This window comes from Symbiopectobacterium sp., from assembly GCF_047692315.1.
In the GTDB taxonomy this organism is placed as follows: domain Bacteria; phylum Pseudomonadota; class Gammaproteobacteria; order Enterobacterales; family Enterobacteriaceae; genus Symbiopectobacterium.
On the sequence record NZ_JBLLJS010000023.1, the window covers coordinates 91131 to 104232 of the forward strand.

The 13102-nt window shown below is 51.1% G+C and carries 12 protein-coding genes and 2 pseudogenes; 11 read left to right on the forward strand and 3 right to left on the reverse strand.

The window, feature by feature from the left end:
• Positions 1-2 precede the first annotated feature (2 nt).
• From cheW to ACMZI0_RS12800, 10 genes and pseudogenes are all read left to right on the forward strand, one after another.
• A complete protein-coding gene (gene cheW, locus ACMZI0_RS12755) occupies positions 3-500 on the forward strand; it encodes a chemotaxis protein CheW (protein WP_415673220.1) in 498 nt (165 codons plus the stop codon).
• Between the two features lie 130 nt (positions 501-630).
• Positions 631-2328 (forward strand): methyl-accepting chemotaxis protein, encoded by a 1698-nt coding sequence (locus ACMZI0_RS12760; RefSeq protein WP_415673221.1) that lies wholly within the window; start codon positions 631-633, stop codon positions 2326-2328.
• Positions 2329-2439: 111 nt separating this feature from the next.
• Positions 2440-4027 (forward strand): annotated as a pseudogene (locus tag ACMZI0_RS12765) (methyl-accepting chemotaxis protein).
• Between the two features lie 39 nt (positions 4028-4066).
• Entirely contained in the window at positions 4067-4939 is an 873-nt protein-coding gene (gene cheR / locus ACMZI0_RS12770; RefSeq protein ID WP_415673222.1) for a protein-glutamate O-methyltransferase CheR, read from the forward strand.
• A complete protein-coding gene (locus ACMZI0_RS12775; protein WP_415673223.1) occupies positions 4939-5991 on the forward strand; it encodes a protein-glutamate methylesterase/protein-glutamine glutaminase in 1053 nt (350 codons plus the stop codon). Before cheR ends, ACMZI0_RS12775 begins: the two co-directional genes overlap by 1 nt.
• A gap of 41 nt (positions 5992-6032) precedes the next feature.
• The gene (cheY, locus tag ACMZI0_RS12780; protein WP_415673224.1) at positions 6033-6422 is read left to right on the forward strand and encodes a chemotaxis response regulator CheY; all 390 of its coding nucleotides are present in this window, start codon (positions 6033-6035) and stop codon (positions 6420-6422) included.
• Positions 6423-6431: 9 nt separating this feature from the next.
• Positions 6432-7079: pseudogene (gene cheZ / locus ACMZI0_RS12785) on the forward strand (protein phosphatase CheZ).
• 219 nt (positions 7080-7298) lie between these two features.
• Positions 7299-8459, forward strand: coding sequence for a flagellar biosynthesis protein FlhB (gene flhB, locus ACMZI0_RS12790; protein WP_415673225.1), 1161 nt, complete (start codon positions 7299-7301; stop codon positions 8457-8459).
• Positions 8452-10530: a flagellar biosynthesis protein FlhA gene (gene flhA / locus ACMZI0_RS12795; RefSeq protein WP_415673226.1), complete on the forward strand. Its 2079-nt coding sequence runs from the start codon at positions 8452-8454 to the stop codon at positions 10528-10530. The genes flhB and flhA overlap by 8 nt, the downstream gene beginning before the upstream one ends.
• Positions 10530-10943: a flagellar protein FlhE gene (locus ACMZI0_RS12800; RefSeq protein ID WP_415673227.1), complete on the forward strand. Its 414-nt coding sequence runs from the start codon at positions 10530-10532 to the stop codon at positions 10941-10943. Before flhA ends, ACMZI0_RS12800 begins: the two co-directional genes overlap by 1 nt.
• A 23-nt stretch (positions 10944-10966) precedes the next feature.
• On the opposite strand, the gene ACMZI0_RS12805 is transcribed toward ACMZI0_RS12800, so the two are convergent.
• The 3 genes from ACMZI0_RS12805 to flgA all read right to left on the reverse strand — a co-directional run bounded on the left by ACMZI0_RS12805 (position 10967) and on the right by flgA (position 12516).
• Positions 10967-11404: a flagella synthesis protein FlgN gene (locus tag ACMZI0_RS12805; protein ID WP_415673228.1), complete on the reverse strand. Its 438-nt coding sequence runs from the start codon at positions 11402-11404 to the stop codon at positions 10967-10969.
• Positions 11405-11409: 5 nt separating this feature from the next.
• Complete coding sequence (gene flgM / locus ACMZI0_RS12810; RefSeq protein ID WP_415673229.1) at positions 11410-11706, reverse strand: flagellar biosynthesis anti-sigma factor FlgM; 297 nt, start codon at positions 11704-11706, stop codon at positions 11410-11412.
• Positions 11707-11856: 150 nt separating this feature from the next.
• Positions 11857-12516: a flagellar basal body P-ring formation chaperone FlgA gene (flgA, locus tag ACMZI0_RS12815; protein ID WP_415673230.1), complete on the reverse strand. Its 660-nt coding sequence runs from the start codon at positions 12514-12516 to the stop codon at positions 11857-11859.
• 158 nt (positions 12517-12674) lie between these two features.
• Between flgA and flgB the strand changes: the two genes are divergently transcribed.
• The gene (gene flgB / locus ACMZI0_RS12820; protein ID WP_415673231.1) at positions 12675-13094 is read left to right on the forward strand and encodes a flagellar basal body rod protein FlgB; all 420 of its coding nucleotides are present in this window, start codon (positions 12675-12677) and stop codon (positions 13092-13094) included.
• The last annotated feature ends 8 nt before the right edge of the window (positions 13095-13102 follow it).

The window sequence follows — 13102 nt, forward strand, 5'->3', positions numbered from 1 at the left end:
ACATGACTGGACTTGCCAACGTCACAAAAATAGCCGGTGAAACCGTGGGACAGGAGTTCCTGATTTTCACACTGGGCGACGAGGAGTACGGCGTCGACATTCTTAAGGTGCAAGAGATCCGGGGCTACGAGCAGGTCACACGTATTGCTAACACGCCATCGTTTATCAAAGGGGTGACCAACCTGCGTGGTGTTATCGTTCCGATCGTCGATTTGCGCATCAAGTTTGCCCAGCAAGAAGTGGATTACGATGACAACACGGTGGTCATCGTGCTCAACCTGGGCCAGCGCGTTGTTGGGATTGTGGTTGACGGCGTGTCTGACGTGTTGTCATTGACGGCAGATCAGATTCGCCCTGCGCCGGAATTCGCTGTAACCCTGTCTACCGAATACCTGACCGGTCTCGGTTCACTGGGCGAGAGAATGCTTATTCTGGTAGATATCGAAAAACTGCTCAGCAGTGAAGAAATGGCGCTGGTCGACATCGTTGCAAAAGCATAATCTTTTTTTCAGAGCCATCGTTTTTTGATGGCTCTGACCTTTCTTGCTCTTTTCTCTATTTAGGTTATCTGGAACACATTCCATGCTGATGCCGGTTTTCCGGCTTTTCGTTTACTTATAAAGGCGTCATATGCTAAATCGTATTAAAATTGTTACAGCGCTACTTTGTGTGCTGCTGCTATTTGGTTTGCTGCAACTCGTTTCCAGTGGACTATTTTTCAATGCACTGAAAAATGATAAAGAGGTATTTGGCAATACGCTAATTATCAATAATCAAAAATCCACGCTTGATGCAAGCTGGTCATATTTATTACAAACGCGAAATACCCTCAATCGGACAGGAAGTCGTTTTGCGCTCGATACCACGGGTGCTGGCACGGGGTCGTCGGTAAAAGCATTGCTGGAGGACGCGCAACGGCAATTAATCAGTGCAAACAAATACTTCGCAGACTATGAAAAAGTCGCGCGCGGCGCGCAGCAAAGCAATGCTATCGCGCAAGATGTCAAACAGAATTACACAACGCTGAATGCGGCGCTGACAGAGTTAATTCAATTACTTTCAGCGGGAGAGATAAAAAAGTTTATTGATCAGCCAACGCAGAGCTATCAGGATGGATTTGAAAAAGCGTACAATGCTTATAAAGCAGAAAGTGAAAAGTTATATAATATAGAAATCTCTCGCAACGAGAGCGCTTATCAATCTGCCTTATGGATTCTGGGTGCCGTCATTTTGGTTGTCGTCGCCTTGATATTACTTGTCTGGTTCGGTATCCAACGTATACTAATTCATCCGCTGAATAATATTGTGGAACACACGCAGCACATTGCGTGTGGCGATCTGACACAGAATATGAATTATCGTAGCCGCAATGAAATTGGGATACTGGCTGACAGCATGCGCCATATGCAGGCTGAATTGATCAGTACGGTCAGCGCCGTGCGTCACAGTGCCGATGCTATCTACACCGGCGCATCGGAAATCAGTGCCGGGAATAACGACCTCTCATCGCGCACTGAAGAGCAGGCATCGTCATTGGAACAAACGGCGGCGAGCATGGAGCAACTGACCGCAACGGTACGACAGAATGCGGAAAATGCGCGCCAGGCGAGCCAGTTGGCCTTAAGTGCCTCCGAGACTGCGCAGCGTGGCGGCAAAGTGGTCGACAATGTCGTGAAAACCATGCACAACATTGCCGGTAGCTCACAGAAAATCGCTGATATCACCAGCGTTATTGATGGCATCGCTTTCCAGACCAATATTCTGGCATTGAATGCGGCCATTGAAGCGGCGCGTGCAGGAGAGCAGGGTCGTGGCTTCGCCGTCGTGGCTGGAGAAGTGCGCAATTTGGCACAGCGTAGCGCCCAGGCGGCTAAAGAAATTAAAAGTTTGATTGAAGATTCTGTAAATCGTGTCGATGAAGGATCTGTATTAGTAGAAAGTGCGGGCGAAACCATGGGCGAAATTCTCAGCTCGGTGACACGCGTTACCGACATCATGGGAGAAATCGCCTCTGCTCCTGACGAGCAGAGCAAAGGCATTGGTCAGGTTGGGGTTGCTGTTACAGAAATGGATCGGGTGACACAGCAGAACTCTGCATTGGTTGAGGAATCAGCTGCAGCGGCAGCCGCACTTGAGCAACAGGTGATCGCGTTGAATCAGGCGGTGGCGGTATTCCAACTGCCTGTGCAGGGAGGTCGACCTCTGGTCGCACCGACAGCAACGGCCCGAGTAGAAAATACAACGCGACCCGTATTGCTACCGACGGCGTCAGCGGGCAGTAAAAAAACAGCAGAGGCAGGAGCCTCCGATAACTGGGAAACTTTTTAACCAAACTACCGAATCTATTTTTAACACGGTGACTTAAAAGAAGCAGTTTAAAACAAGAACGTATCGATCGTGTCGGCCTCGTGCCGACCGATCGCACAGGTTGGAGGCAGTATGTTGACGCGGATTCGTGTTTCTATCGGTTTGTTTATCTTGTTGTTTGTGTTTTGTGCTGTGCAATTGGTATCCAGCAGCTTATCGTTCACGGCGTTCAAAACGGATTATCAGAACTTCACGCGCGTGGGGACGGTAAGCCAGCAGCGCGACAGCTTAAGCCAGAGTTGGGTCGCGCTATTGCAAACGCGCGATACGCTGAACCGTGCCGCAAGAACAGGTGTCAGTGCTGATGAACAGTGCGCGAGCCTCGCTGGCGCAGGCGGATGTCTATTTCAAACAGTTCGTTGCCACCACGCAGCTGACGGATGAAGGGCAGCGTCTGGCAGAGAGCACCAAAGCGAGTTACGACAAGCTTAATGGCGCCTTGGCAGAACTGATTGGTTTCCTGGATAAAGGCCAGTTGCAACCCTTCCTTCGATCAGCCTACCCAGTCATTTCAGGATAATTTTGAGAAGAGTTTTTCTGCCTATCTGAGCTATGTACAAACGCATTTGCAGCAGGCTGGTCAGGCAAGCCGTGATTCCTACAACCACTCAACCTGGTCGTTTGGCATTGTCGTCGTTTCATTGGCCTTGGTTGCCGTTGCCGTCGTCTGGCTGCGGAAAATCATTCTGACGCCACTGATGATTATGCGCGAGCATTTTGAGCACATTGCGCAAGGCCACTTGACGGTAAAAATTGCTGACTACGGCCAAAATGAAATTGGGGTGATGTTTACGGCGCTGCAACATATGCAGACCTCGCTGGCCACCACGGTACATACCGTTCGGCAAGGGGCCAATGGATGCTGCTTGGCGTGCGTGAGATTTCATCTGGCAACGTAGATTTGTCATCGCGTACCGAATCACAGGCGTCCGCGTTAGAGCAGACCGCCGCCAGCATGGAACAATTGACCGCTATTGTGAAGCAAAATGCCGACAATGCGCATCAGGCTTCTAAACTGGCGCAGGAGACAACCCGCACTGCCCATAAAGGGGGAGAAATTACCAGCGGCGTGGTGAAAACGATGCAAGACATCGCCGTGAGTTCACGTAAAATCAGTGACATCACCGGCGTGATTGACGGCATTGCTTTCCAGACCAATATCCTGGCGCTGAATGCCGCCGTTGAAGCGGCGCGTGCCGGTGAACAAGGGCGTGGTTTTGCCGTAGTGGCGGGCGAAGTCCGCAGTCTGGCGCAGCGTAGCGCTCAGGCAGCAAAAGAGATTAAAGCGTTGATAGAGGAATCTGTCGGGCGCGTAGAGCAAGGCTCTGTATTGGTGAAAGATGCGGGTACTACCATGGATGATATTGTCACCGCGGTAAAACGCGTGACAGACATCATGGGGGAAATTGCCTCTGCTTCAGATGAGCAGAGCAGGGGAATTGAGCAGGTTGCTCAAGCTGTTACAGAAATGGACAGCGCAACGCAGCAAAACGCTGCTTTGGTGGAAGAAGCATCATCTGCTGTTCAGGCATTGGAAGCGCAAGCGATGATGTTGACGGATGCAGTTTCAGTTTTCCGTCTTGACGTGGCCGACGATGAAATATCGACTAATACTTACAAAGCAACACCTGCACTTGCGTTAAAGGAAAGGCTGGATTGAATAACTCTATAACCTTAATTGATGTTTGAGCGGTTTGATATGAAAAATAACCCATCGCCAAATCGCCTTGAATCTGCGTCTATCCTGACGCAGATGGTCGATAGATTGCCGTTGTCAGATACGCATTTCCGGCGTATCAGTCAGTTGATTTACCAGCGCGCCGGTATCGTGCTGACCGATCATAAACGTGAAATGGTTTACAACCGCCTGGTGAGGCGGTTACGCACCCTGGGGCTTAATGATTTCGGGCAATATCTGGCGTTGTTGGAAGCGGATGTCAACAGCCCTGAATGGCAGGCGTTTGTTAACTCCCTGACGACAAACCTGACGGCGTTTTTTCGCGAGGCGCATCACTTTCCGATTCTTGCCGAGCATGCGCGCTCCAGGCCGAACGGCTATACCGTCTGGAGTACAGCGGCATCAACCGGTGAAGAACCCTACTCATTGGCGATCACGCTGGCTGAGGTGTTGGGCAACCGCGTCAGTGGCTGTCAGGTCTGGGCCAGTGATATCGATACGCAAGTGTTGGAAAAAGCCACGGCGGGTATTTACCGCCAAGAGGAGCTGCGCACGCTTTCTCCACAGCAATTGCAGAAATTCTTTTTACGCGGGACCGGGCCCCATAGCGGTTTGGTGCGCGTACGGCCTGAACTGGCCGCGATGGCCCATTTCCAGCAGTTGAACCTGTTGGCACCAACGTGGGATGTCCCTGCGCCATTTGATGCTATCTTCTGCCGTAATATAATGATTTACTTTGATAAAGAGACGCAGGGGCGCATTTTGCGTCGCTTTGTTCCTATGCTTAAGCCGGGTGGGTTATTATTTGCCAGCCATTCAGAAAACTTCAGCCAGATCAGTCGGGAGTTCTACTGGCGCGGGCAGACGGTCTATGGGTTGGCTAAGGAAAGATAATGAGCAAGATTAAAGTACTTTGTGTAGATGACTCGGCGCTTATGCGCCAGATCATGACGGAAATTATTAACAGTCATCCGGATATGGAAGTGGTTGCCACCGCGCCTGATCCGCTGGTTGCCCGCGATTTGATCAAAAAGTTTAATCCGCAGGTATTGACGCTGGATGTGGAAATGCCGCGCATGGAAGGATTGGACTTTTTGGAAAAACTGATGCGTTTGCGGCCCATGCCTGTGGTGATGGTTTCGTCGCTCACCGGTAAAGGCTCTGAAGTGACGTTACGTGCTCTGGAGTTGGGGGCCCTTGATTTTGTTACCAAGCCGCAGTTGGGTATTCGCGAAGGGATGTTGGCCTACAGCGAGATGATCGCTGAGAAAATTCGCATGGCGGCCAAGGCGCGCCTGCCGCAGCGCAGTACGTCCAGCGAACCAACCAAAATTATTCAGTACACGCCGATACTGGGCAGTGAGAAGTTGATCGCCATCGGCGCGTCGACGGGCGGTACCGAGGCGATTCGTCAGGTACTGCAACCACTGTCGGCAACGAGCCCGGCATTGCTGATCACACAGCATATGCCGCCGGGTTTCACCAAATCTTTTGCTGAGCGCTTGAATAAACTGTGTCAGATTACGGTGAAAGAAGCGGAAGACGGCGAGCGTGTTTTGCCGGGACATGCGTATATTGCACCGGTAGCTCGCCATCTGGAGTTAGTGAAAAGCGGTGCCAACTATCAGGTACTCTTGAATGACGGGCCGCCGGTAAATCGGCATCGCCCATCGGTAGACGTGTTGTTTCGTTCGGTCGCGCAGTATGCCGGGCGAAATGCGGTGGGGGTTATCCTCACTGGGATGGGAAACGACGGCGCGGCCGGGATGCTGGCAATGCATCAGGCTGGCGCTTACACCCTGGCGCAAAATGAGGCAAGCTGTGTGGTGTTTGGTATGCCGCGCGAAGCCATTGCGATGGGGGGCGTCGATGAAGTGGTAGATTTAAGCCAGGTGAGCCAGCGTATGCTGGCACAAATTTCTACCGGACAGGCATTACGTATATAGCAACAGCAGCTCCAAGGGAGCAATAAAAATTAGGAGTAGGTATGGCCGATAAAGAACTCAGATTTTTGGTAGTGGACGACTTTTCGACTATGCGCCGAATTGTTCGTAACCAACTGAATGAACTGGGATTTAATAATGTGGAAGAAGCAGGAGATGGCGCTGACGCGTTGAACAAATTGCGCGCCGGCGGTTTTGATTTTGTGATTTCCGACTGGAATATGCCCAATATGGATGGTCTGGAGCTGCTGCAAACGATCCGTGCTGATGGTTCACTTTCTAGCCTGCCTGTGCTGATGGTCACGGCGGAAGCGAAAAAAGAGAACATCATCGCTGCCGCTCAGGCGGGTGCTAGCGGCTATGTTGTCAAGCCGTTCACTGCAGCGACCCTGGAAGAAAAACTTAATAAGATTTTCGAAAAATTAGGCATGTAAGGGGATCGTATGACGTCACATCCTATGCCACCGGTGAATGATACTGCTTCAGCAACGGAGATCATTTCCCGTATTGGCCAATTGACACGTATGCTGCGTGACAGCTTGCGCGAACTGGGTTTGGATCAGGCGATTGCTGAAGCCGCGGAAGCGATTCCCGATGCACGCGATCGTCTGGACTATGTGGCGCAAATGACGGCGCAAGCGGCAGAACGTGCACTAAGCAGCGTTGAAGCCGCCCAGCTAGTACAAAACCAACTTGAGTCTGAAGCCAAGTCGCTGAAGGCACGTTGGGATCAATAGTTCGAAAATCCGATTGAACTGGCAGAAGCAAAAGAACTGGTCACGGATACGCGTAATTATTTGAATGATGTACCACAGCACACCTCTTTTACCAATGCACAGTTGTTGGAAATCATGATGGCACAAGATTTCCAGGGTCTTACCGGTCAGGTTATCAAACGCATGATGACGGTGATTCAGGAAATCGAAAAACAATTGCTGATGGTGTTGTTGGAAAACATGCCAGAGCAATCGGCTGAGAAGAAACGGCCAAATGACAGCTTGCTCAACGGCCCTCAGATGGATAAAACCGCCGCCAGCGTGGTGTCCAGTCAGGATCAGGTAGATGACTTGCTCGATATCCTGGGCTTTTGATGTAATCAGTGGGAGAGGGGGGAACCTTAAACCTCCCGCTGATGCCCCCTTCATTGACACCGTGATTGATCTGTTGGTCAGTCACGGTGTTTCTATTGGGTTTACCCTATCCCTGAATAAGCTATAGGTTTGTTTCGTTGTTCAAGCCATAAGGATTGCTGACATTTGTCATGCTAAGCGTTATTCCTCAACCTGACAGAATGCGATCGGAACACGGCTGTGGCTGAAGATAGCGACCTGGAAAAAACAGAGGCCCCCACACCCCACCGACAAGAGAAGGCGAGGGAAGAGGGACAGGTTCCGCGTTCGCGCGAACTGACGTCTTTGTTAATGCTGATTTCAGGACTGGCGCTCTTGTGGTTTGGCGGTAGTGCGATGGCGCAAAAGCTTTCTGCCATGGTGGCGCAAGGGCTCCACTTCGATCCCGGCTTGATTAGTGATGACAAGCTGCTATTGCGCCATTTAGGATCCTTGTTGATGCAGGGCGTTTCGGCGTTGGTTCCCCTGATGTTGGGCGCGGTACTGGTAGCTATTGGTGCTCCGATGTTACTGGGGGGCGTGTTATTCAGTCTAAATTCCATAAAATTCAACCTGACAAAGCTAAACCCAATCAGTGGTCTTAAGCGCATATTTTCCTCACAAGTGTTGGCCGAGCTGTTCAAAGCCATCCTCAAATCTATATTAGTGGGGTCGATTGCGGGTTGGTTCTTATTGCATAACTGGCCGAAGATGCTCCATTTGGTCTCTGAACCGCCGATTGCAGCGTTGGGAGATGCCCTGGAACTGGTGGCAATATGTGCATTCTTTGTCATCGTGGGACTCGCACCCATGGTGGCTTTTGACGTTTTCTGGCAGCTCTGGAGCCATTTTAAAAAATTGCGGATGAGCAAGCAGGACATCCGTGATGAACATAAACAGAGTGAAGGCGATCCGCATGTGAAAGGGCGGATACGACAACAACAGCGCGCGCTGGCCCAGCGGCGTATGATGGCCGATGTGCCAAAGGCGGATGTGATCGTTACCAACCCGACGCATTACTCGGTTGCTTTGCAATATGATGATAAAAAAATGAATGCGCCCAAGGTGTTGGCAAAAGGTGCCGGAGAGATTGCATTGCGTATTCGGGAACTTGGTGCTGAACATCGCATTCCTGTTTTGGAGGCTCCACCGTTGGCGAGAGCCCTGTTTCGCCATGCAGAAATAGGCGGACATATTCCGGCAACACTGTATGCTGCCGTGGCAGAAGTATTGGCATGGGTTTACCAGTTAAGGCGCTGGCGGCGTGAGGGGGGACTCATCCCACGTAAACCCAAAAATCTTCCTGTCCCGAAAGCGCTTGATTTTGTACCCAATAATGAAGAGATGAATACCGATGCCTGATTTGGCCTCTTTACTGCGTCTACCGACCACATTTAAAAATACCCAGTGGCAAATTTTGGCTGGCCCGGTTCTTATCATGTTGATCCTCTCCATGATGGTGTTGCCGCTGCCTCCCTTCATTCTGGATCTGCTCTTTACCTTTAATATTGCGCTCTCGATCATGGTGTTGTTGGTCGCGATGTTTACCCAGCGCACGCTGGATTTTGCCGCCTTTCCAACCATTTTGCTGTTCTCCACATTGTTACGTCTGTCGTTGAACGTTGCATCGACGCGTATTATTTTGCTTGAAGGTCACACGGGCAGTGCGGCAGCGGGACGCGTAGTAGAAGCATTCGGTCACTTTTTGGTGGGCGGTAATTTTGCTATCGGTATCGTGGTGTTCATTATTCTGGTGCTGATCAACTTTATGGTTATCACCAAGGGTGCCGGACGTATTGCTGAGGTGGGAGCCCGTTTCGTCCTCGATGGGATGCCAGGTAAACAGATGGCGATTGATGCGGATTTAAACGCCGGATTGATCGGTGAAGATGAAGCGAAAAAGCGCCGTGCGGAAGTGACACAAGAAGCCGATTTTTACGGTTCAATGGACGGTGCCAGTAAGTTTGTGCGAGGTGACGCCATCGCCGGTTTGATCATTATGGTGATCAACATTGTCGGTGGTTTGTTGGTTGGGGTTGTACAACACAATATGCCGATGGGACAAGCGGCAGAAAGCTACACGTTGCTGACCATCGGTGATGGTCTGGTTGCGCAGATACCCGCGTTGGTTATTTCTACCGCGGCTGGTGTGATCGTTACCCGTGTCAGCACTGACCAGGATGTTGGCCAGCAAATGGTCACCCAACTGTTCAACAATCCGCGCGTGATGATCCTTAGTGCCGCAGTGCTGGGGTTGATCGGCCTGGTGCCGGGGATGCCCAACTTTGTGTTTTTGCTGTTCACCGCAGGGCTGCTGGGCTTGGCCTATTGGATGAAAAAACGCGAAAGCGTTGTTCCTGCTGCAGGGGTAGAACCGCAACTGCATGAAAAACCGAAAGTGATAGAGGCGACCTGGTCTGATGTGCAATTAGAAGATTCGCTGGGAATGGAAGTTGGCTACCGACTGATTCCCATGGTTGATCATCAGCAGGACGGTGAATTGCTGGGGCGAATTCGCAGTATTCGCAAAAAGTTCGCACAAGAGATGGGCTTCCTGCCGCCAGTGGTGCACATTCGGGACAATATGGAATTGCCGCCTGCAAGCTACCGTATTCTGATGAAAGGGGTTGAAGTGGGGCATGGCGAAGCCTATCCCGGCCGCTGGATGGCGATTAACCCTGGAAATGCGTTTGGCGAGTTGCCGGGTGATAAGACGCAAGATCCGGCATTTGGTTTGCCTGCGGTGTGGATTGAAGGGGTATTGAAAGAGCAAGCGCAAACGCAAGGCTATACGGTAGTGGAAGCCAGCACCGTCGTTGTGACCCACCTTAATCACCTGATTGGTCTCTATGCGAGCGAACTGTTTGGCCGTCAGGAAGCGCAGCAACTTATGGATCGTGTCACGCAGGAAATGCCCAAGCTGACCGAAGATTTGATTCCGGGCGTTGTGACTCTGACGACCTTGCACAAGGTGTTGCAAAACCTGCTGAAAGAGAAAGTTTCTATTCGCGATATGCGTACCATCGTTGAAACACTTGCTGAACATGCACCCGTTCAACCCGATCCTTATGAGCTAACGACGGTCGTGCGCGTTGCGTTGGGCCGGGCAATCACTCAGCAATGGTTCCCGGGTGGCGGCGAGTTGCAAGTTATAGGCCTGGACAGCTCGCTTGAGCGAATTTTGCTGCAAGCTTTGCAAGGCGGCAGCGGGCTGGAGCCGGGGCTGGCCGATCGACTTTTGGTTCAGGCCAAGCAGGCGCTAAGTCGTCAGGAAATGCTGGGGGCACCGCCTGTGCTGTTAGTTAACCATGCTCTCCGTGGTTTACTTGCGCGCTTTCTACACCGCAGCTTGCCGCAGATGGCAGTGCTATCCAATCTTGAAATCAGTGACAGTCGGCAGATAAGAATGACGGCGATGATCGGAGAGGCATAATGAATGTGAAACGACTCTCTGCACTATTATTGGTGCTTGCTCCCTTGACGGTCTACGCGGCACAAGGCGGGTGGAATGCCAGCAAATCTGGAGTGATGTTGACGTATCGTGGTCAACTGTTTAATTCATCCCCCTTGGCACCAACGCCGGCGCAGGGTGTTAAAACTGACAATGTGATTACTGTGGTTTATTGGCGTTATACCGTCGACGGGGTCTATGATCCTGGCTTGCGCGTTAAACTGTGTACGGTACAACGCTGCGCTGAAATTGAAGGCGGCAGTGGGCAGACCCAAGCTTTCCGTGGTTTGCCAGCCACCAGCGAGTTTCGATTTACCTATTTTTTGGAAGGTAAAGGGTGTGTTTATCGCCCAATAGACATACGGCAAGTTGAAATCGCCGTTAATTATGAGTGATTCGACGTGCGCACAACATCGCGCTATAGATTGATTTTCCTGCCGCCAACCACTAATCCCGATGATTGTCCATCAGGGCCATAAAGACTCTGACCGTGGCGGGGTTTCAGTATCGCAATGGCTTCGTTAGTATAAGTGATATGCTGGTTCAACAACAGACCGTTGTGTTTATTCATATCATGCAGGCGGGCAGTTAATGTTTGAATCGCTTGCCAACGCTCGAACAGTTCGGTGTCTGATTCATAAGGCGCCTGAAGCTGCAAACGCGCTTCAATCTCTTGCCGGTTCTTATCGAGATATTGCACAGTAGCTAAGGTGGCACTTTTGGTATCAGTGACCTTCTGTAAAGCAATGCTGTTAATATGACCAGCACAGAGCAGGGTTTGCTCTTCTGATAAAATACTGCCCAACTGGTTTAGGGTATCGAGTACCGCATCGAGCGTTGCTTGCAATTTTTCCATAAGTATCAATTATTCGCTAAGAAGTCTTGAGTATCTTTGATCAGTGCATCAGCGATTTTACCTGCGTCGATTTGCAAAGAGCCATCACGGATGGCCTGCTTCAGCGTCTCGACACGGTTCATATCGATATCCTGAGTGCCAGGCTGCATTAAACGTGCTTGCGCATCGCTTAACTTGACCTGGGTCCCTGCCACTTCGCTTTGTACGGGTGTCTGTACACGCTTTTGCTTCGTCGCTTCACTGACGTCGCGAGACTGTACTTGACTAACGGGCTTCAGCGGCTGGGTGCGTTCAATGCTCATAATGTTACCCTCTAAAATGAGGTGTCAAAAGGTTAAATAATAACCTGATTCCACTCAGGTTTATTTACATAAACGCCGCACGAAAGGAAGGGGCGACGCAAAATTTACTCTGAAGCTATTATCGGCAACAATGGCAAATACTTTAATTTATTATTGCGCAATATAAATAACACCGTCTTCTCCTGCAACACCATTGACGATTTGGCCAGACGCTATGCGTACGCGCACGGATTGTCCGGCAGCGGCGTTGCTCGTCGCTTTACCTTCGCTGTTGATGCTAAAACCCACCCCTTGCGCCAGCACTTGCACGGTTTGTCCTGATTTTACCACCCATGCGTGCCGCAGCATCGCGCTGGTGAGGGGTTGCCCTGGCGGGAGATCGCGCAATAACACGGCACCCAATGCTTCTTTGGCGAGCAACAGCGCTGGCGGCGGCAGTAGATCCAACCGCCCTGTGGATTGACGCACATCTGCCGCCGCCAGCGTCACGCCGCGACGCAACTGCCGGGCACTGACCAGATAATTTCCCGTTACCTGCACTTCCGCCTGGATGAAGCGCCGCTGCTCGCCACAACGAACGGAGATGCTGACATTGCCCCATACGCGCGTATGGGGCAATGTCAGCAGTGGCACTTTGCACTGCGGCCATTGTTCCTGCGGTGTTTTAATCACGACGGTCACGCTGTTGTGTTTGTCTGGAAAGCGGGCGTGAAAAAATTGCTCAAGCTGAGCCTGCAAATCGGCGGCATGCACATTCCCTATCAGGCTGGTCAGTAGCGCAAACAAAATGGGGTAAAACTTGGTTTTCACTGACTTCACCTCTTGCTAATCACTGCCTTGCCTAGTGTAAGGGTCTTGGGCGCGCGTTAAGGCAACAAATAGCGTTGCATTTTGCGCTTATTCTCGCGATGGCGTTATCAGCATCGGAATTATCCTACCAACTCTAAATTCTCATTTGCGGAGGGAGCATGCTCGACAAACTTGACGCCTCATTCCGGTTTCAACAGGAAGTGTTGAATCTGCGTGCCCAACGACAAGAAATCCTGGCAGCGAATATCGCCAATGCTGACACGCCGGGTTATCAGGCGCGTGATATCGATTTTGCCGGCCAGCTCAACAAAGTGATGGAGCAAGGCCGAGTGAGCGGCACGGGGATTGCGTTGAAAACCACCTCCACTCGCCATATCCCGGCACAGAATTTTCAGCCGCCAGAACTTGATTTGTTGTATCGCGTTCCCGATCAACCCGCCCTTGATGGCAACACAGTCGATATGGATCGTGAACGTACCAATTTTGCCGACAACAGCCTGAAATATCAAACCAGTCTTACCGTATTAAGTGGTCAGATCAAAGGCATGATGTCAGTACTGCAATCAGGTTCTTCCTGAGAATGATG

Bases quoted from the DNA above. Each gene is read 5' to 3' on its own strand.
- flgM (WP_415673229.1), bottom strand. From the start codon at position 11,706: ATGAGCATTGAACGCACCCAGCCGCTGAAGCCCGTTAGTCAAGTACAG.
- cheY (WP_415673224.1), top strand. From the start codon at position 6,033: ATGGCCGATAAAGAACTCAGATTTTTGGTAGTGGACGACTTTTCGACT.
- ACMZI0_RS12775 (WP_415673223.1), top strand. From the start codon at position 4,939: ATGAGCAAGATTAAAGTACTTTGTGTAGATGACTCGGCGCTTATGCGC.
- ACMZI0_RS12805 (WP_415673228.1), bottom strand. From the start codon at position 11,404: ATGGAAAAATTGCAAGCAACGCTCGATGCGGTACTCGATACCCTAAAC.
- cheW (WP_415673220.1), top strand. From the start codon at position 3: ATGACTGGACTTGCCAACGTCACAAAAATAGCCGGTGAAACCGTGGGA.
- flhA (WP_415673226.1), top strand. From the start codon at position 8,452: ATGCCTGATTTGGCCTCTTTACTGCGTCTACCGACCACATTTAAAAAT.
- cheR (WP_415673222.1), top strand. From the start codon at position 4,067: ATGAAAAATAACCCATCGCCAAATCGCCTTGAATCTGCGTCTATCCTG.
- ACMZI0_RS12800 (WP_415673227.1), top strand. From the start codon at position 10,530: ATGAATGTGAAACGACTCTCTGCACTATTATTGGTGCTTGCTCCCTTG.
- flgB (WP_415673231.1), top strand. From the start codon at position 12,675: ATGCTCGACAAACTTGACGCCTCATTCCGGTTTCAACAGGAAGTGTTG.
- ACMZI0_RS12760 (WP_415673221.1), top strand. From the start codon at position 631: ATGCTAAATCGTATTAAAATTGTTACAGCGCTACTTTGTGTGCTGCTG.